Origin of the sequence: Pseudomonas sp. AP42 (assembly GCF_001728935.1) — a bacterium.
GTDB classification, from domain to species: Bacteria; Pseudomonadota; Gammaproteobacteria; order Pseudomonadales; family Pseudomonadaceae; genus Aquipseudomonas; species Aquipseudomonas lactis.
On sequence record NZ_LYSO01000001.1, the window covers coordinates 167,851 to 188,054 of the forward strand.

The 20,204-nt window shown below is 61.6% G+C and carries 13 protein-coding genes and 1 pseudogene; 11 read left to right on the forward strand and 3 right to left on the reverse strand.

From position 1 onward, the window contains the following. Positions 1-138: 138 nt before the first annotated feature. Positions 139-2,601, reverse strand: a complete 2,463-nt coding sequence (locus A7K61_RS00770; RefSeq protein ID WP_371914711.1) for a penicillin-binding protein 1A — start codon at positions 2,599-2,601, stop codon at positions 139-141. A 233-nt stretch (positions 2,602-2,834) separates the two neighbouring features. On the opposite strand from A7K61_RS00770, the gene pilM reads away from it, so the two are divergent. The 10 genes and pseudogenes from pilM (at position 2,835) to hemE (ending at position 17,282) form a co-directional block, all read left to right on the forward strand. Then, positions 2,835-3,491 (forward strand): type IV pilus assembly protein PilM, encoded by a 657-nt coding sequence (pilM, locus tag A7K61_RS00775; RefSeq protein ID WP_044270723.1) that lies wholly within the window; start codon positions 2,835-2,837, stop codon positions 3,489-3,491. Beyond that, positions 3,488-4,039: a PilN domain-containing protein gene (locus A7K61_RS00780; protein ID WP_044270725.1), complete on the forward strand. Its 552-nt coding sequence runs from the start codon at positions 3,488-3,490 to the stop codon at positions 4,037-4,039. Before pilM ends, A7K61_RS00780 begins: the two co-directional genes overlap by 4 nt. Next, positions 4,036-5,007, forward strand: coding sequence for a pilus assembly protein PilP (locus A7K61_RS00785; protein ID WP_069556712.1), 972 nt, complete (start codon positions 4,036-4,038; stop codon positions 5,005-5,007). Before A7K61_RS00780 ends, A7K61_RS00785 begins: the two co-directional genes overlap by 4 nt. A 138-nt stretch (positions 5,008-5,145) precedes the next feature. Continuing rightward, a pseudogene (locus A7K61_RS00790) lies at positions 5,146-6,402 on the forward strand (type IV pilus secretin PilQ); the annotation flags it as partial. Between the two features lie 4 nt (positions 6,403-6,406). After that, the gene (aroK, locus tag A7K61_RS00795; protein WP_003187914.1) at positions 6,407-6,925 is read left to right on the forward strand and encodes a shikimate kinase AroK; all 519 of its coding nucleotides are present in this window, start codon (positions 6,407-6,409) and stop codon (positions 6,923-6,925) included. Between the two features lie 126 nt (positions 6,926-7,051). After that, positions 7,052-8,152 carry a 3-dehydroquinate synthase gene (gene aroB, locus A7K61_RS00800; protein WP_069556714.1) on the forward strand — a complete coding sequence of 367 codons (1,101 nt, stop codon included), beginning with the start codon at positions 7,052-7,054 and terminating at the stop codon, positions 8,150-8,152. Positions 8,153-8,161: 9 nt separating this feature from the next. After that, positions 8,162-9,739, forward strand: a complete 1,578-nt coding sequence (locus A7K61_RS00805; protein ID WP_044270731.1) for an SPOR domain-containing protein — start codon at positions 8,162-8,164, stop codon at positions 9,737-9,739. A 352-nt stretch (positions 9,740-10,091) separates the two neighbouring features. After that, entirely contained in the window at positions 10,092-14,537 is a 4,446-nt protein-coding gene (gltB, locus tag A7K61_RS00810; protein ID WP_069556715.1) for a glutamate synthase large subunit, read from the forward strand. A 32-nt stretch (positions 14,538-14,569) separates the two neighbouring features. After that, complete coding sequence (locus tag A7K61_RS00815; RefSeq protein WP_003187920.1) at positions 14,570-15,988, forward strand: FAD-dependent oxidoreductase; 1,419 nt, start codon at positions 14,570-14,572, stop codon at positions 15,986-15,988. A 226-nt stretch (positions 15,989-16,214) separates the two neighbouring features. Next, positions 16,215-17,282 carry a uroporphyrinogen decarboxylase gene (gene hemE / locus A7K61_RS00820; protein ID WP_032893941.1) on the forward strand — a complete coding sequence of 356 codons (1,068 nt, stop codon included), beginning with the start codon at positions 16,215-16,217 and terminating at the stop codon, positions 17,280-17,282. Positions 17,283-17,437: 155 nt separating this feature from the next. Here hemE and A7K61_RS00825 read toward each other — a convergent pair whose 3' ends face one another. Further along, complete coding sequence (locus A7K61_RS00825; protein WP_371914712.1) at positions 17,438-18,655, reverse strand: MFS transporter; 1,218 nt, start codon at positions 18,653-18,655, stop codon at positions 17,438-17,440. Between the two features lie 181 nt (positions 18,656-18,836). Between A7K61_RS00825 and A7K61_RS00830 the strand changes: the two genes are divergently transcribed. Beyond that, positions 18,837-19,730 carry a LysR family transcriptional regulator gene (locus tag A7K61_RS00830; RefSeq protein WP_069556716.1) on the forward strand — a complete coding sequence of 298 codons (894 nt, stop codon included), beginning with the start codon at positions 18,837-18,839 and terminating at the stop codon, positions 19,728-19,730. 38 nt (positions 19,731-19,768) lie between these two features. Here the strand turns inward: A7K61_RS00830 and A7K61_RS00835 are convergent, their stop codons facing one another. Further along, complete coding sequence (locus A7K61_RS00835; RefSeq protein ID WP_069556717.1) at positions 19,769-20,188, reverse strand: hypothetical protein; 420 nt, start codon at positions 20,186-20,188, stop codon at positions 19,769-19,771. Between the last annotated feature and the right edge of the window lie 16 nt (positions 20,189-20,204).

Genomic DNA, 20,204 nt, shown 5'->3' on the forward strand with positions numbered 1-20,204 from the left:
GAGTCTTGTGCGGATCCAAGTGTGGGAGCGGGCTTGCTCGCGAATGCGGAGTGTCATTCAATAAATCCAGTAGCTGATACACCGCATTCGCGAGCAAGCCCGCTCCCACATTAGGTCTATGCCAGGCTGCAGAACCCGTTAGAACAAATCGATCGGCGCGCCTTCATCCGCCGGCAGCGGGCTGCCCGGCACTACACCGTTGCCCAGTTCGTTGACCGACGGCGGCGTGTCTTCACTCTTGAACAGCTCGAAGTACGCATTCGGCGTGCTTGGCGAAGCCGCGCGGCCACTGATGGGATCGATGCGCAGGCTAAGGATGCCTTCCGGTTCCGGCTGGGTGTGCAGCGGCTTGTCCTTCAAGGCTGCGCCCATGTAGCTCATCCAGATCGGCAGGGCGACGGTGCCACCGAATTCGCGGCGGCCCAGGCTTTCCGGTTGGTCATAGCCGGTCCACACGGTGGTCACGTAGTCGCCGTTGTAACCGGAGAACCAGGCGTCCTTGGATTCGTTGGTGGTACCGGTCTTGCCGGCGATATCCGCACGGCCCAGGGCCAGTGCGCGGCGGCCGGTGCCCTTCTTGATCACGTCTTGCAGGATGCTGTTGAGGATATAGGTGGTACGGCCATCCACGATGCGCTCGGCAACTGCTGGCGCTTGCGGTTCGGCGGGTGCGCCGGCGTTTGCGGCCGCTGGCGTACCTGGCGTCGGCTCGATGGTGATACCGCCGTTGCTCGGTGCCGCCAGCCCGTCGGTAGCGGCCACGCCATTGACCACGTCGCCGGGTACCCGTGGCGGGTTGGCGGTGAACAGGGTATCGCCATTTCGGCTTTCGATCTTGTCGATCAGGTACGGCGCGATCTTGTAGCCGCCGTTGGCAAAGGTGCTCCAGCCGGTGGCGATTTCCATCGGCGTGAGGGTCGCGGTCCCCAGGGCCAGGGACAGGTTCGGTGGCAGGTCCGACTTGGCAAAGCCAAAGCGCGTCATGTAGTCGATGGTCTTGCCCACGCCCATCGCCTGCAACAGGCGGATCGACACCAGGTTGCGCGACTTGTACAGCGCCTCGCGGATGCGGATCGGGCCGAGGAACGTGTTGGTGTCGTTCTTCGGGCGCCAGACCTTGTCCAGGTATTCATCGACAAACACGATGGGCGCGTCGTTGACCAGGCTGGCGGCGGTGTAGCCGTTGTCCAGCGCGGCACTGTAGACGAACGGCTTGAAGCTGGAGCCCGGCTGACGCTTGGCCTGGGTGGCGCGGTTGTAGTTGCTCTGCTCGAAGGCAAAGCCGCCGACCAGTGCGCGGATCGCACCGTTCTGCGGGTCCAGGGACACCAGGGCGCCCTGGGCGAGCGGCACCTGGCTGAATTTGAGGCTGTCATCCTTCTGGCGTTGCACGCGGATCAAATCACCCACCTGGGCCACGTCGGAGGGCTGCTTGGGCATCGGGCCCATGCTGTTGGTGTTCAGGAACGGACGCGCCCACTTCATGCTGTCCCAGGCTACATGGGCTTCCCCAGAGCGGGTCAGCACTTGGATACCGTCTTTGGATACCTGGGTGACGATGGCCGGGTCCAGGCCGCTGATCGAACGCTGTTTGCCCAATTCGGTGGTCCAGGCACTCAGGGTCTTGCCTGGCAGGCGCGACTCGGGGCCGCGGTATCCGTGACGCTGGTCATAAGTGATCAGGCCTTCATGTACCGAATGGTTGGCGATTTCCTGCAAGTCGCTCGGCACCGTCGTGGTCACGCGGAAACCTTCGGTGTAGGCCTCGCTGCCATAACGACCCACCATCTCGGCGCGGGCCATTTCGGCGATATAGGGTGCATTCACTTCCGGCGTCGGCACGTGATAGCTGGCGTTCAGCGGCTCGGCCACGGCGCTTTCATAAGCGGCCTGGTCGATCTTGCCCAGCTTGTACATGCGGCCCAGGATCCAGTCGCGGCGTTCTTTACTGCGCGCCGGGTTGGCCAGCGGGTTGAAGCGCGACGGTGCCTTGGGCAGGCCGGCAATCATGGCCATCTGCGCCAGGCTGGCGTCACGAATCGACTTGCCGTAGTAAACCTGGGACGCGGCCTCGATGCCGTAGGCGCGGTTGCCCAGGTAGATCTTGTTGACGTACAGCTCGAGGATTTCATCCTTAGTCAGCTGGCGTTCGATCTGCAGCGCCAGCAGGATTTCAGTGGCCTTGCGGGAAAAGCTGCGCTCGCTGGTAAGGAAGAAGTTCTTCGCCACCTGCATGGTGATGGTGCTGCCGCCGGATTGAATGTGTCCGCTTTTTACCAATTGCGTGGCTGCACGCACCAGGCTGCTGGGGTCTACGCCGTAGTGGTTGGCGAAATTATCGTCTTCGGCAGACAGCAAAGCGCTGATGAAATTGGGCGGAATGTCGGCAAAACGGATCGGTGTGCGGCGCATTTCGCCGAACTCCGCGATCAGTTTTTCATCGCTGCTGTAGACCCGCAAAGGAATCTGCAACTGGATACTTCTGAGGGCCTCTACGGAGGGCAAACCCGGACTAAGGTAGAGGTAGGCCCCGCTGAATACGAGCAGCAGCCCGCAGACGATGGCGACAATGGAGTACCCGAAAAACTTCAGCAGACGAATCAAGGCTTTTGGATTTCCAGAGAAAAGAAAGAGTTACGCGTCGGGGCATACATGGCAAACGATGGATCGACCCGGGCAGCAGATAAAAAGCGGGAAAAAACGCTGGGCATTAAAGCATTTTTCGGCTTGGGGCGTCATTCGCGAGCCTTGAACAAGCCGACCGAATGCAAGGTGCCTGGCAGCAATCAGGCGAGATGACAGCCGGTATGACAGGGAAAGTTTTGGGGAGTTTTATGGGAAAGGGATTTTTCAGGCGAAAAGTCGACACGGTGTTGGGGGTCGATATCAATGACAGCGGTATCAAGCTGATCGAACTGGGCCGTTCATCCGGCGGTTTCAGCGTCCAGGGCTATGTCACGCAAGTGCTGCCACCCCACGCGGTGGTCGACGGCACCCTGCTGGACCTGGAGTGTGTGGGCCTCGTGCTGCAACAGGCACTGTCGCGCCTGGGGTCCTCTGCCCGCTACGCCGCCGTGGCGGTTGCAGGCCCGTCGGTGATTACCCGGCTGATTGACATGGACGCCGGCCTCAGCGACGAGGAAATGGCCTGGAAGATCCAGATGGAGGCTGACCAGTTCATCCCTTATCCATTGGATGAAGTGGCCATCGACTTTCAGGTTCAAGGGCCATCGGTTCAAGGCCCGCAGTGGGTAGAGGTGATGCTGGCGGCGTGCCTGCGCGAGCAGGTCGAAGCGCGCGAGGCGGTTTTGGCCATGGCGGGGCTGGTGCCGCGAGTGGTCGATGTAGAAGGGTTTGCATTGCAGCGCGCTAGCCTTCAGGATTTTGCCAGCTTCACGCCGGGTCATAGAGTCGATGGTGCACAATGGGCCTTGGATGCCCAAGGGATGGGAGTGGCTTGCGGGCTGGCCCTGAGGAGTTTCGCTGGATGACACGAATCAATCTTTTGCCTTGGCGCCAGGCCCTGGCGCAGCGCAGGCGCAAATACCTGTTGGTGCTATTGCTGGCCTTTGCCTGCGTGGCGCTCGCGGCACTGTGGTTGGCTGATCAAGTGATCGACCAGGCGATAGACCGGCAGGTAAGCCGCAACAGCCGCCTGGAAGAGCACATCGCCACCCAGGACTCGCGCATCAAAACCATCGACGACCTTCAGGAGCGAAGCCAGCAACTGGCCGAACGCATGAAGGTGGTGCAGGACCTGCACGATGCCCGCTCTTCCGGGGCCCGATTGTTCGAGCAATTGGCTCGCTCGGTGCCTGAAGGTGTCCATCTGCATGAGGTGGTTGCGAACGGCGACACCATCAGCATCCGCGGCACAGCTGAAAGCAACCAGGATATCGCCCGTTTGATGCAGCAGCTCAAGCCAGCCCAGGGCTCCAGTTCGACCCGTCTGCAGCGCGTGCAGGCCGAAGGAGCGCGCGGCGAAAGTGAATTCCAGCTGATGGTGCGCCAGGGGGAATCCAGCGAGGCGCAACCATGAGCCTGCCTAGGCTCGACTTTTCCACGCTCTCTGACAACGCTGCTAAATGGTCCCTGCCGGGCAAGGTGCTGCTTGGCTGTGCGCTGGCCGGCCTGGTGCTGGCGATAGGCGAGGTTTCGCATGGGGGGCCGCAGCGGGAGCGATTGCACGGGCTTGAGGCACGGGAGCAGGCGCTGCAGCAGCAACTCACAGAAAAGACCGGCTTGGCCGCCAGCCTTGAGCTGCGCACCCAGCAGGTGCGGAGTATGGAAGACAAGGTTGCCAGCCTTCTCGGGCAATTGCCCGGCGAGTCCGAGGTGCCTGCCGTGCTGGAAGACCTCGCCCGGCTGGCGGCTGCCCATGGGGTGTGGGTCGAAGGCATCAGTGTGCTGGATGAAATGCCTCGCCAGCTTTATATCGAACAACCCATGCAGATAAGCGCCTCCGGGGCTTACCACGACCTGGCGACGTTTGTCAGTGCCTTGGGTGGGTTGCCTCGGGTGGTCACCGTGCAGGACGTTACGCTTGGGCATCAGGGCGCCTTGCTGCGTCTGGACATGCTCGCCAAGACCTATCGCAGCCCCCTGCAAAACGGCAAGGCCCGTCAGGTACTCGACCCCGGGTCGCTATTTATCTACGAGCCCTCGTCCCTGCGCGACCCGTTCAAGCCGCCTGCCTTGCAGGCAGCCCATGTGCCTGGCCGGCCCGCTCTTGCACCGGATTTCACCCGGCCACGGGGGCTGTTGGAGGGTATGCGCCTGGAACAGTTCGAAATGGTCGGCACGCTGTCCAGGGGTATGCAGGCTTTCGCCTTGCTGCGCGCTGGAGCCAGGGTGTATCGACTGGCGGTGGGTGATTACCTGGGGCCGGATCATGGCCAGGTCACGGCCATCCAAGATGCGGCTGTCGAGCTGGTGGAGCTGTTTCCCGATGGACAGGGCGCTTGGTTGCAACGCCCGCGAACCCTTGTGCTGAACGTCAACTCATAACGGAATCAAACAATGAAAAGGACCTTCTCGTCCTTCGGTGTGGCGCTATGGATAGCGTTCACGGCACCGATGGCTACTGCTGTGCCCAATCGCCTGGAGCTGATCCAACTGCCGCCGCCCGACAGTGCCTCGTCGGTCAGCTATACAGGCGCCAAACTGACTCTGAACTTCCAGGACATCGACCTGCGCGCGGTATTGCAGCAAATCGCCGATGTCGCCGGGCTCAACCTGGTGACCAGCGATGAGGTGCAGGGCTCGATCACTCTGCGGCTCAAGGATGTGCCCTGGGACCAGGCGCTGGACCTGGTGCTGCAAACCAAGGGGCTGGACAAGCGGGTCAAGGCGGGCGTGTTGCTGGTGGCGCCCGCCGATGAGTTGGCCGCTCGCGAGCTGTTGATACTGGAGTCGCGCAAGCAGATGGCTGAGCTCGCGCCCTTGCGGCGGGAGCTGCTGCAGGTCAATTACGCCAAGGCCGCCGACCTGGCCAAGTTGTTTCAGTCGGTCACCGGCTTTGAGGGCGCCACCGATGAGCGCGGTTCGGTGGCGGTGGATGATCGCACCAACAACATCATTGCCTACCAGACTGGCGAGCGGCTCGAAGAACTGCGGCGCATCGTGGCGCAGTTGGATATCCCGGTACGCCAGGTGATGATCGAGGCGCGGATTGTGGAGGCCAATGTCGACTACGACAAAAGCCTGGGTGTGCGCTGGGGCGGGCGGATCACCCGTGGCGGCGGCGGTGTTGGTGGTATTGCCAAGCCGCAGGCAGACGGCGCCGAGCCGCCGCAAAACCCGCCCAGTTCACCCTTTGTCGACTTGGGGTCGCTGGCCGGAACCTCGGGCCTGGGGATCGCCTACATCACCGACAACCTGTTGCTGGACCTTGAGCTGACCGCCATGGAAAAAACCGGCAACGGTGAAATCGTCTCGCAACCCAAGGTCGTCACCTCCGACAAAGAGACTGCACGCATCCTCAAAGGCACCGAGATTCCTTACCAGGAATCCACCTCCCAGGGCGCCACCTCGGTGTCGTTCAAAGAGGCTTCGCTGTCGCTGGAGGTGACGCCGCAAATCACCCCCGACGACCATGTGATCATGGCGGTCAAGGTCACCAAGGATGAGCCCGACTACCTGAACCGCCTCAATGACGTGCCGCCGATCAAGAAAAACGAGGTCAACGCCAAGGTTCTGGTCAGGGATGGCGAGACCATCGTCATTGGCGGGGTTTTCTCCAATACCCAAAGCAAAGTGGTAGATAAAGTGCCATTTTTGGGCGATGTGCCGTATCTTGGCCGCCTTTTCCGGCGCGATGTGCTGGCGGAGAAAAAATCCGAGCTGCTGGTATTCCTGACTCCGCGTATCATGAATAACCAGGCGATTGCTGTGAGTCGTTGATTCTGTGCGAAATTTGATTCTTGTAGGGCCGATGGGGGCTGGAAAAAGCACCATCGGCCGTTTGCTGGCCAAAGAGCTGCGCCTGCCGTTCAAAGATTCCGACAAGGAAATTGAATTGCGCACGGGTGCCAATATCCCATGGATCTTCGATAAAGAAGGCGAGCTGGGCTTTCGTGACCGCGAGCAGGCGATGATTGCCGAGCTGTGCGGCTGCGATGGCGTGGTATTGGCGACTGGCGGTGGCGCCGTCATGCGCGATGAAAACCGTCGGGCGCTGCATGCTGGTGGTCGCGTGGTGTATTTGCACGCATCGGTCGAACAGCAGGTGGGCCGTACCGCCCGTGATCGCAATCGCCCGTTGCTGCGCACCGCCGACCCGGCCAAAACCCTGCGGGACCTGCTGGCGCTGCGCGATCCGCTGTATCGGGAAATCGCCGATCTGGTGGTAGAAACCGATGAGCGGCCACCTCGGATGGTCGTACTCGACATCCTTGAGCGCCTGCAACGGTTGCCACCCCGTTAAAGCCTGGCCCGAAATGCGCTATTCTCGGCGGCGCGCCATCACCTTGTAAGGTATGGCGTAGAGCCACCAGGCGGTGTCGAGATATCGACAGTGCCGGTCGTCACTCCATCTTCAACGCGGGGACACATGCAGACACTTAAGGTCGATCTAGGCGAGCGCAGCTACCCGATCCACATTGGCGCAGGTCTGTTGGACCAGCCCGAACTGCTTGCGCCGCATATTGCCGGCCGGCAGGTGGCGATCATCTCCAACGAAACGGTCGCGCCGCTGTATCTTGAGCGTTTGAGCCGCAGCCTGGCGGCGTACTCGGTGATCTCCGTGGTGTTGCCTGACGGCGAAGCCCACAAAAACTGGGAAACCCTGCAACTGATCTTTGATGGCCTGCTGACCGCGCGCCATGACCGTCGAACCACCGTGGTCGCCCTGGGCGGCGGTGTGATTGGCGATATGGCCGGTTTTGCTGCGGCCTGCTACCAGCGCGGCGTGGACTTTATCCAGGTGCCGACCACCTTGCTGTCCCAGGTCGACTCGTCGGTGGGCGGCAAGACCGGTATCAACCACCCGCTGGGCAAGAACATGGTCGGCGCGTTCTATCAGCCCCAAGCTGTTCTGATCGACACCGCTACCCTCAACACCTTGCCGCCGCGCGAGTTGTCGGCGGGCCTGGCGGAAGTCATCAAGTACGGGCTGATCTGCGATGAGCCGTTCCTGACCTGGCTGGAAGAGCACATGGACGCCTTGCGCGGCCTCGACCAGGTGGCGCTCACCGAAGCGATTTCCCGCTCCTGCGCGGCCAAGGCGCTGGTGGTCAACGCCGACGAGCGCGAGTCTGGCGTGCGGGCCACGCTGAACCTGGGCCACACCTTCGGCCATGCGATCGAAACGCACATGGGCTATGGTGTGTGGTTGCATGGGGAAGCCGTAGCGGCTGGCACCGTGATGGCATTGGACATGTCGCAGCGCCTGGGCTGGATCAGCGCCCAAGAGCGTGATCGCGGTATCCGCCTGTTCCAGCGCGCCGGTTTGCCGGTTGTTCCGCCTGCGGAGATGACCGAGGCGGATTTCCTTGAACATATGGCGATAGACAAGAAAGTGATCGACGGTCGACTTCGACTGGTACTGCTGCGCCACATGGGCGAAGCCGTGGTGACCGACGATTATCCAAAAGAGATTCTACAGGCCACGCTGGGAGCGGATTACCGCGCCCTGGCCCAGCTCAAAGGTTAATAAGACCCGATGACTAGTTTGCATGCCGACGAGGCGTTCCTCGGCCATTACCACTTGAGCCACGACCCCTTCGCTCCACGGGTGCCGGGTTTCAAATTCTTCCCCGCCCAGCGCAAGCCGGTGCTTGGGCAGTTGCATCACCTCGCGCGCTACAGCCAGCTGCTGCTGGTGGTCACCGGCCCTCTGGGCAGCGGCAAGACCTTGCTGCGCCAGGCGCTGGTGGCCAGCACCAACAAACAATCGGTGCAGAGTGTGGTGGTATCGGCCCGCGGTGCCGGTGATGCGGCCGGCGTACTGCGCCAGGTGGCGCAGGCGTTGGACGTCTCCAATGCCGAGCCGAACGCGATTCTCAAGCAAGTGGTGCAGTTGGGCCTGACCGGCCAGGAAGTCTACCTGCTGGTAGACGATGCCGAGCAGCTCGACGAGTCCGCCCTCGAAGCGCTGCTGGCGCTGGCGGCGGGTACGCCGGAAGGTCGCCCGCATGTGTTCCTGTTCGGTGAGTCGTCGCTGATCGCCGATCTGGAGCAGATCAGTGGTGAGCAGGAGCTGTTCCACGTCATCGAGTTGCAGCCGTACGAAGAGGAAGAAACCCGCGAATACCTGGCACAGCGCCTTGAAGGCGCCGGGGCGGGTATCGAACTTTTCACCGCTGCGCAGATCTCTGATATTCACGAAAGCTCCGATGGCTGGCCTGGAAACATCAACCAGGTTGCCCGCGATGCCATGATCGAAGCCATGATTGCCAGCCGCTCTGCGGTCAAGCGTCCAAAGATGGGGTTCACTATGCCTAAGAAGCACGTATTGGCTATTTCCGCCGTTGTTGTGGTCGCTGTTGCCGCCGCCTGGTTGATCCCGGGCCGTAACAAAGCACCGACAACCACCGGCGCGCCAACCGAACAGGCGCAGTTGCCACTGGGCAAGCCCACGCCAAACGTCGAATTTGCCAACTCCGGCCAACCGACCAACCTGCCGATGGTCGGCCAACCTGTGATGCGCGGCCCGCTGGCCGAAGAAGCTGGCGGCATCTCCGAAGGTGACGATGGCGTGCCGGTGGAAGGCTCCAGCGCTACGCCGCCAACCGTGACCACCACCGCGCCACCTGCAGGCGTACCGGCCGGTGTGCCAGCGACGCCGGTTGCTCCGGTCGCCAAGCCTGCTCCGACGCCGGCGCCGACCGTTGCTACCGCCAAGCCTGCTCCGGTGGCCAAGCCTGTTGCACCGGCACCAGCCGCCAAACCAGCCCCGGCCGCCAAGCCTGCGGAAAAACCAGCCGCCACCGTTGCCAAGGCCGGCGCTGCTGGCAGCAGCTGGTACAGCAGCCAACCTACCGGCAACTTTGTGGTACAGATCCTCGGCACCAGCTCCGAAGCCAACGCCCAGGCATTCGTCAAAGAGCAGGGCGGCCAGTACCGTTATTTCAAGAAAGTGCTCAACGGCAAGCCTCTCTACGTGATCACCTACGGCAGCTTCCCAAGCCGCGCCGCAGCCGATTCTGCCATCAAAGCCTTGCCAGCGAAGGTTCAGGCTGGTAAACCTTGGCCTCGCACTGTTGCCAGCGTTCAACAAGAACTGGCAGCAACTCGCTGAAGATCCGGCGGCCTTACCCAGGCCGCCCTCCCGGCACCTCAAAAAAATCCGCAAGTGCGTGCTGCCCTTACAGGCCGCGCGCTTTGTGGTGTCTGCGCCACAGTAGCTTTTGAGTCGTAGCGGTCAGAATTAAAAAAGTTTTGACTAGCACAGCATATCGCTTTAAACCTTTCATAAATGCGACATAGATTTGCGACATTTCGTCGCTAAATTTGTGAGCGTCTGTGTCGGTGTGTACAATGACCTCCCTTTTGCCCCCGCTAAGCCGGCGTACGTTCGGCGTGGAAGGTAACCGGTTGAATTGAAAAGAAATTTGCCTCGGTAAAAGAGGCAGCCTGGTGAGAAAGTGTCTATGAAAGCAGGTCTGTACCAACCCGATGAATTCAAGGATAACTGCGGTTTCGGCCTGATAGCCCACATGCAGGGCGAACCCAGTCATACCCTTTTGCAAACGGCCATCGAGGCCCTGACCTGCATGACCCACCGCGGTGGGATCAACGCCGACGGCAAGACCGGTGACGGCTGTGGCTTGCTGATTCAAAAGCCCGACCAGTTCCTGCGCGCTGTCGCCCAAGAGCAATTTGCGGTCGAACTGCCCAAGCAGTACGCCGTGGGTATGGTGTTTTTCAACCAGGACCCGGTAAAAGCCGAAGCCGCTCGCGAGAACATGAACCGCGAGATCGCCGCCGCCGGCCTGCAGATTGTCGGCTGGCGCAAAGTGCCCATCGACACCAGCGTGCTCGGCCGCCTGGCCCTGGAGCGCCTGCCGCAGATTGAACAAGTGTTCATCGCAGGCGATGGCCTGAGCGACCAGGACATGGCGATCAAGCTGTTCACGTCCCGTCGTCGTTCGTCGGTGCTCAACGCCGCCGACACCGACCACTACATCTGCAGCTTTTCCCACAAGACCATCATTTATAAAGGCCTGATGATGCCGGCGGACCTCACCGCCTTCTATCCAGACCTGAGCGATGAGCGCCTGCAAACCGCGATCTGCGTGTTCCACCAGCGCTTCTCCACGAACACCCTGCCGAAATGGCCGCTGGCCCAGCCATTCCGCTTCCTCGCCCACAACGGCGAGATCAACACCATCACCGGCAACCGCAACTGGGCCCAGGCTCGTCGCACCAAGTTCGCCAACGATTTGATGGACCTCGAAGAACTCGGCCCGCTGGTCAACCGCGTGGGTTCCGACTCCTCCAGCATGGACAACATGCTCGAGCTGATGGTCACCGGCGGCATCGACCTGTTCCGTGGCGTGCGCATGATCATTCCGCCTGCGTGGCAGAACGTCGAGACCATGGACCCGGACCTGCGTGCGTTCTACGAGTACAACTCGATGCACATGGAGCCGTGGGACGGCCCGGCCGGCGTGGTCATGACCGACGGCCGCTACGCGGTGTGCCTGCTCGACCGTAACGGCCTGCGCCCGGCGCGTTGGGTGACCACCACCAACGGTTTCATCACCCTCGCCTCGGAAATCGGCGTGTGGGACTACAAGCCGGAAGACGTGATCGCCAAAGGCCGTGTGGGCCCTGGCCAGATCCTGGCCGTGGACACCGAAACCGGGCAGATCCTCGACACTGACGCCATCGACAACCGTTTGAAGTCGCGTCACCCGTACAAGCAATGGCTGCGCAAGAACGCCCTGCGCATCCAGGCGACCATGGAAGACAACGACCACGGTTCGGCTTTCTACGACGTCGACCAGCTCAAGCAATACATGAAGATGTACCAGGTCACGTTCGAAGAGCGCGACCAGGTGCTGCGCCCGCTTGGTGAGCAAGGCTACGAGGCCGTCGGCTCCATGGGAGACGACACGCCAATGGCCGTGCTGTCCCAGCGCGTGCGCACGCCGTACGACTATTTCCGCCAGCAGTTCGCCCAGGTGACCAACCCACCGATCGACCCGCTGCGTGAAGCCATCGTGATGTCCCTGGAAGTGTGCCTCGGCGCCGAGCGCAACATCTTCCAGGAATCGCCTGAGCATGCCTCGCGCGTGATCCTCAGCTCGCCGGTCATTTCCCCGGCCAAATGGCGTTCGCTGATGACCCTGGAGCGTCCAGGCTTCGACCGCCAGATCATCGACCTGAACTACGACGAGAGCCTGGGCCTTGAAGCCGCGGTGCGTAACGTTGCTGACCAGGCTGAAGAGGCCGTGCGCGCCGGTCGTACCCAGATCGTACTGACCGACCGCCACATTGCGCCTGGCAAGTTGCCGATCCACGCGTCCCTGGCGACCGGTGCGGTGCACCACCGCTTGACCGAAAAAGGCCTGCGTTGCGACTCCAACATCCTCGTGGAAACCGCCACCGCCCGCGACCCGCATCACTTTGCGGTGCTGATCGGTTTCGGCGCCTCGGCGGTGTACCCGTTCCTCGCGTACGAAGTGCTGGGTGACCTGATCCGTACCGGTGAAGTGCTGGGCGACCTCTACGAGGTGTTCAAGAACTACCGCAAGGGCATCACCAAGGGCCTGCTGAAGATCCTGTCGAAGATGGGTATCTCCACCGTCACCTCGTACCGTGGCGCGCAGTTGTTCGAAGCCATCGGCTTGTCCGAAGAAGTCTGCGAGCTGAGTTTCCGTGGCGTACCGAGTCGCATCAAGGGTGCGCGTTTCGTCGACATCGAAGCCGAGCAGAAAGCCCTGGCCTTGGAGGCCTGGAGCGCGCGCAAGCCGATCCAGCAGGGTGGCCTGCTCAAGTTCGTGCACGGTGGCGAATACCACGCCTACAACCCGGACGTGGTCAACACCCTGCAAGCCGCCGTGCAACAGGGCGACTACGCCAAGTTCAAGGAATACACGAGCCTGGTGGATAACCGCCCGGTGTCGATGATCCGCGACCTGTTCAAGGTGAAGACCCTGGACACGCCGATGGACATCAGCCAGGTCGAGCCGCTGGAGTCGATCCTCAAGCGCTTTGACTCCGCCGGTATTTCCCTGGGCGCCTTGTCGCCGGAAGCTCACGAGGCCCTGGCCGAAGCCATGAACCGCCTGGGTGCGCGTTCCAACTCCGGCGAAGGCGGCGAAGACCCGGCGCGCTACGGCACGCTCAAAAGCTCGAAGATCAAGCAGGTGGCCACCGGCCGTTTCGGTGTGACTCCGGAGTACCTGGTCAACGCCGAAGTGCTGCAGATCAAGGTGGCCCAAGGCGCCAAGCCGGGTGAGGGCGGGCAACTGCCAGGCGGCAAAGTCAACGGCCTGATCGCCAAGCTGCGTTACGCCGTACCGGGCGTGACCCTGATTTCGCCACCGCCGCACCACGACATCTACTCGATTGAAGACTTGTCGCAGCTGATCTTCGACCTCAAACAAGTCAACCCGCAGGCCCTGGTCTCGGTGAAGCTGGTGGCAGAAGCCGGCGTCGGCACCATCGCAGCCGGTGTGGCCAAGGCCTATGCCGACCTGATCACCATCTCCGGCTACGACGGTGGCACCGGCGCTTCGCCGCTGACCTCGATCAAGTACGCTGGCGCACCCTGGGAGCTCGGCCTGGCCGAAACCCACCAGACCCTGCGCGGTAACGACCTGCGCGGCAAGGTGCGGGTACAGACCGACGGCGGCCTGAAAACCGGCCTCGATGTGATCAAGGCCGCAATCCTCGGCGCCGAAAGCTTCGGCTTCGGCACCGCGCCCATGATCGCCCTGGGCTGCAAATACCTGCGCATCTGCCACCTGAACAACTGCGCCACCGGCGTGGCGACTCAGAACGAAAAACTGCGCAAGGATCACTACATCGGCACCGTCGACATGGTGGTGAATTTCTTCACCTACGTCGCCGAAGAGACCCGTGAGTGGCTGGCCAAGCTGGGTGTACGCTCGCTGGAAGAGCTGATCGGTCGCACCGACCTGTTGGACATCCTCGAAGGCCAGACCGCCAAGCAACAGCATCTGGACCTCACGCCGCTGTTGGGCAGCGATCACATCCCGGCAGACAAGCCACAGTTCTGCCAAGTGGACCGCAACCCACCGTTCGATAAAGGCCTGCTGGCCGAGAAAATGGTCGAAATGGCCGGCTCCTCGATCAACGACGCCAGCGGTGGCGAATTTGCCCTGGATATCTGCAACTGCGACCGTTCCATCGGCGCACGCATCTCCGGCGAAATCGCGCGCAAGCACGGCAACCAGGGCATGGCGAAAGCGCCGATCACCTTCCGCTTCAAGGGCACTGCGGGCCAGAGCTTCGGCGTGTGGAACGCCGGTGGCCTGCACATGTACCTGGAAGGCGACGCCAACGACTACGTGGGCAAGGGCATGACCGGCGGCAAGCTGGTCATCGTTCCGCCGGCTGGCAGCGTGTACAAGACCCAGGACAGTGCCATCATCGGCAACACCTGCCTGTACGGCGCCACCGGTGGCAAGCTGTTTGCCGCAGGTACTGCTGGCGAGCGTTTCGCCGTGCGTAACTCCGGTGCCCACACCGTGGTGGAAGGCACTGGCGATCACTGCTGCGAGTACATGACCGGAGGCTTTGTCGCGGTACTGGGCAAGACCGGTTACAACTTCGGTTCGGGCATGACCGGCGGTTTCGCCTACGTGCTCGACCAGGACAACACCTTCGTCGACAAGGTCAACCACGAGTTGGTCGAGATCCAGCGCATCAGCGGCGAAGCCATGGAATCCTACCGGAACCACTTGCAGCACGTGCTGGACGAGTACGTCGAGGAAACCGGCAGCGAATGGGGTCGTAACCTCGCTGAAAACCTCGATGATTACCTGCGTCGTTTCTGGCTGGTCAAGCCCAAGGCTGCCAACCTGAAATCGTTGCTTTCCAGCATCCGTGCCAACCCGCAGTGATATGCGTCTGAACAGTTTGATGAGGTTTTAACATGGCTGAACGTCTGAATAACGACTTCCAGTTCATCGATGTCGGGCGCAAAGATCCGAAGAAGAAACTGTTGCGTCAACGCAAGAAAGAGTTCGTGGAAATCTACGAACCCTTCAAACCCCAGCACTCGGCCGACCAGGCCCACCGCTGCCTGGGGTGCGGTAACCCGTATTGCGAATGGAAGTGCCCGGTGCACAACTTCATTCCCAACTGGCTCAAACTGGTGGCCGAAGGCAACATCCTCGCCGCCGCCGAGCTGTCGCACCAGACCAACACCCTGCCGGAAGTCTGCGGCCGGGTGTGCCCGCAAGACCGTTTGTGTGAAGGGGCCTGTACCCTCAACGACGGCTTCGGCGCGGTAACCATCGGCTCGGTGGAGAAGTACATCACCGACACCGCGTTCGCCATGGGCTGGCGCCCGGACATGTCCAAGGTCAAGCCGACCGGCAAGCGCGTCGCGATCATCGGGGCGGGCCCGGCGGGCCTTGGGTGTGCCGACGTGTTGGTGCGTGGCGGCGTGACCCCGGTGGTGTTCGACAAAAACCCGGAAATCGGTGGTTTGCTGACCTTCGGTATTCCTGAGTTCAAGCTGGAAAAAACCGTACTGAGCCACCGTCGTGAAGTGTTCACCGGCATGGGTATCGAGTTCCGCCTCAATACCGAAATCGGCAAAGACATCACCATGGAGCAACTGCTCGCCGAATACGATGCGGTGTTCATGGGCATGGGCACCTACACCTACATGAAGGGCGGCTTTGCCGGTGAGGACTTGCCGGGGGTGTATGACGCGCTCGACTTCCTGATCGCCAACGTCAACCGCAACCTGGGCTTTGAAAAGTCGCCGGAAGATTTCGTCGACATGAAGGGCAAAAAGGTCGTGGTGCTGGGCGGTGGTGACACCGCGATGGACTGCAACCGCACGTCGATCCGCCAGGGCGCCAAGTCGGTGACCTGTGCTTATCGCCGTGACGAAGCCAACATGCCCGGCTCGCGCAAAGAGGTGAAGAACGCCAAGGAAGAAGGCGTGAAATTCCTCTACAACCGCCAGCCGATCGCCATCGTCGGTGAAGACCGTGTGGAAGGTGTGAAGGTGGTCGAGACCCGTCTCGGCGAACCGGACGCCCGTGGCCGTCGCAGCCCCGAGCCGATTCCGGGTTCCGAAGAGATCATCCCGGCCGACGCCGTGGTCATCGCCTTCGGCTTCCGCCCAAGCCCGGCGCCGTGGTTTGAGCAGTTCGAAATCCAGACCGACAGCCAGGGCCGCGTTGTAGCCCCGGAACAAGGCCAGTACAAGCACCAGACCAGCAACCCGAAGATCTTCGCCGGTGGCGACATGGTGCGCGGGTCTGACCTGGTGGTCACTGCGATCTTCGAAGGCCGTAACGCCGCCGAAGGCATCCTGGACTACCTGCAAGTCTGATTTGAAACAGGGTCAACTGTGGGAGCTGGCTTGCCTGCGATGGCGGCGGTGAATTCACTATTGCTATCGCAGGCAAGCCAGCTCCCACATAAACCTCGTTTCACATTGAGATGTGTAATGCCAGCCGCCGCGACAAATTGACCCGATAGACAAAAGGCACGGTGCATTCCGTGCCTTTTGCGTCGCGCTCTGAGAAAATGCCCGCACTTTTTTTGCGGATGCCGACATGACTGCCCTCAAGAACGACCGTTTCCTTCGTGCCCTGCTCAAGCAACCCGTAGACGTCACCCCGGTGTGGATGATGCGTCAAGCGGGTCGCTACCTGCCGGAATACCGCGCCAGTCGCGCCAATGCGGGCGATTTCATGAGCCTGTGCATGAACCCGGAGTTCGCCTGCGAAGTCACGATGCAGCCGCTGGACCGCTACCCACAACTGGACGCGGCCATCCTCTTCTCCGATATCCTCACCATCCCCGACGCCATGGGCCAAGGCCTGTACTTCGAAACCGGCGAAGGCCCGCGCTTCAAGAAAGTCGTCAGCACCCTGGCCGATATCGAAGCCCTGCCGATCCCTGATCCACACAAAGACCTGGGCTACGTGATGGACGCTGTCAGCACCATCCGCCGCGAGCTTAACGGCCGCGTGCCGCTGATCGGCTTTTCTGGCAGCCCATGGACCCTGGCCACCTACATGGTCGAAGGCGGCTCGTCGAAAGACTTCCGCAAGACCAAGGCCATGCTCTACGACAACCCGCAAGCCATGCACCTGTTGCTGGACAAGCTGGCGCAGTCGGTCACCTCCTACCTCAACGGCCAGATCATGGCGGGCGCCCAAGCGGTACAGATTTTCGACACCTGGGGCGGCAACCTGTCGGCGGCGGCGTACCAGGAATTCTCCCTGGCCTACATGCGCAAGATCGTCAGCGGCCTGATCCGTGAACACGAAGGCCGCAAGGTGCCGGTGATCATGTTCACCAAGGGCGGCGGCCTGTGGCTGGAAAGCATCGCCGACGCGGGCGCCGATGCACTGGGCCTGGACTGGACCTGTGACCTCGGCGAAGCGCGCCGTCGCGTCGGCAACCAGGTGGCCCTGCAAGGCAACATGGACCCGACCGTGCTGTACGCCAAGCCAGAAGCGATCCGTACCGAAGTAGGTCGCATCCTGGCCAGCTACGGCAAAGGCACCGGCCATGTGTTCAACCTCGGCCATGGCATCACCCCGGAAGTGAACCCGGAGCATGCGGGTGCGTTCTTGCGCGCAGTGCACGAACTGTCGGCGCAGTATCACGAATGACGAAAAAGCCCGGCTTGAAGCCGGGCTTTTTCATGGGTAAACACAAAACAAATGTGGGAGCGGGCTTGCTCGCGAATGCGCAGTGTCAGTCGACAAATTCGTCACTAGACCACCGCATTCGCGAGCAAGCCCGCTCCCACATAAAGCCAATCGCGTCAGGTCTGCATATTTCCCAGTGGCGGCAACTTCGCCAGCTTCAACGCCACCAGCAACGCGCCAATCAGCAGCGCGACGATAAACCCGCCAATCCCGTTCCACCCGGCAAAGTGCCAGAAGAACCCACCCGCCGTCCCGGCAATGCTCGACCCCACGTAGTAGCAGAACAGGTACAGCGACGACGCCTGCCCCTTGGCTTTCACTGCGCGGCGTCCGATCCAGCTGCTGGCGACCGAGTGGGCGCCGAAGAAGCCGAAGGTGAACACCAGCATGCCTGGCACCACCAACCACAGCGGGGTGAACAGCGTCAGGGCCATGCCGGCGAGCATCAGCACGATGGTGGCCCACAGCACCCGACGGCGACCGAGGCGGTCGGCCAGGGAGCCGATCTTGGCCGAGCTGTAGATGCCCGAGAGGTACACCACTGACAGCAGGCCGACCACCGCCTGGCTCAGATCGTAGGGGGAGGCGAGCAGGCGATAGCCGATGTAGTTGAACATCGTCACGAAGGCGCCCATCAGCAGGAAGGCTTCAAGGAACAGCCACGGTAGGCCGGCGTCCTTGAAGTGCATGACGAAGCCGTCCACCAGGCTGCGCGGCTTGAGGCTGCTGGCGCGGAAGTTGCGCGATTCGGGGAGGATCTTCCAGAACACCGTGGCTGCGATCAACGCCAGAGCGCCGATGATCAGCATTGCGGTGTGCCAGCTGACAAAATCGATCAACACGCCGATGATCAGGCGCCCGCTCATGCCGCCAATCGCGTTGCCGCCGATGTACAGGCCCATGGCCAGGCCGATGTGCTGCGGGTGGATCTCTTCGCTGAGGTAGGTCATGGCCACGGCGGCCAGGCCGCTCAAGGACAGGCCCACCAGCGCGCGCATCAGCAGGATGCCCTCCCAGCTCGGCATCAAGCCGCTGGCGATGGTGGCCAGCGCCGCACAGAACAACGCGGCAACCATCACCGGCTTGCGCCCCAGCCTGTCGGAGATCGGCCCGGTGATCAGCAGGCCGCAGGCGAGCATTGCCGTCGCAACGGAAAGAATCAGGCTGCTTTGCGCGGCATTGATAGAGAACTCGTGGGACAGCGCCGGCATCATCGGCTGCACGCAATACAGCAAGGCAAACGTGGCGAAGCCGCCGGAGAACAGCGCCAGCACCGTGCGCATGAACATCGGCGTGCCCTTTTCGATGTACGCGTCGTTGAGCTGCGCCACCACCTCATCGAGGGCTGAGGGCGGGGTGTGTTGGGCAAGTGGAGCAACAGCAGGATTCACGGAGGACCTCGGGGAGGAAAGTCTGCCAGGACTGACAATGCAAAAAAGAATATAGCTGGCTAATGATTCTTTCCAATATATTGTTCGACCTGTTTGATAGGTTTTACGACCTAATGAGGTGTGCATGGAATTACGTCACCTGCGGTACTTCATCGCCGTCGCTGAAGAACTGCACTTCGGCCGCGCCGCGCAGGTGCTGGGCATCTCGCAGCCGCCCTTGAGCCAGCAGATCCAGGCACTGGAACAAGAGGTGGGGGCGCGGTTATTTGAGCGTACCAATCGTCGGGTCGAGCTGAGCGAGGCCGGGCGCCTGTTTCTGCAAGAGGCGCGGCTGGTGCTGGCCCAGGTCGACAAGGCAGCGGATGTGGCGCGCAGGGCACAGTTGGGCGAACTCGGCGAACTGAAGATTGGCTTCACATCTTCCGCGCCATTCAATTCCAGTATTCCCCAGGCGATCTTTGCGTTTCGCCAGGCTTTCCCGGCCGTACACCTCAACCTGCAAGAAATGAGCAGCACCCAAGTGGCCGAGTCGCTGGTGGATGAGTCGATTCAGGTGGGGCTGATGCGGCCTTTGCCCTTGCCCGACTCACTGAACGTGATCGAGTTGATGCGCGAGCCGTTAGTCGCGGTACTGAGCGCCGGCCATCCTTTGGCCCAAGGCAGCGAGCGCGGCTTGCACCTGGAGCAATTGGCCGAGGAGCCTTTTGTGTTCTTCCCGCGCAGTTACGGCAGCGGCCTGTACGCACAATTGCTCAACCTGGCCCGCGACGCCGGGTTCAGCCCGCACTTTGCCCAAGAGGCAGGGGAAGCAATGACCATCATTGGGCTGGTGGCGGCGGGGTTGGGCGTATCGGTGCTGCCGGCGTCCTACCAGCGCATCCGCATCGATGGCGTGGTCTATCGCACCTTGCTCGACCCGCAGGCGGTGACGGCGGTGTGGCTGGTGCAGCGCAAGGGCGCGCAAACACCGATGGCGAAGGGGTTTGTGGAGTTGTTGACGCGTAAGGCCGCTCAATAACCTGTGGCGAGGGAGCAAGCTCCCTCGCCACAAGGGGGTCAGTTTTGGGGTGAAGTATTTGCTTGATTCACGCTGTAAGTACGCAACCCCGCCAAAATATCCCGATCCAGCATGCTCACCCAACGGTTGTAGTTGCGATGGATCTTGCCGTCCTTGTAGCCCAGGTCGCGGCTGTCGCGGTAGGTGATGGCGTAGCTGTTGCGGGTGTAGCGGATGTCGATGGCGGCGTAGAACTGGCCGCGTACGGTGATCTCGGCCTGTACCCGTTGCGGGCTCAGGCGTTGTACCGTCCACTCGCGTTTTTGCAGGGCGGCGACGATCACCTGTTTCATTTTTTCCTCGCTGACCAAGCTCGTGGCCGGCAACTCGTGCTGGGTGTTGAGCACCGGTTTGCTGGTGCAGCCAGCCGTGGTCAGCAGGGCCAGGGTGATCAGGGTAGCGCGTAGCAGGGAAGACATTCCGTTTTCTCCAGTC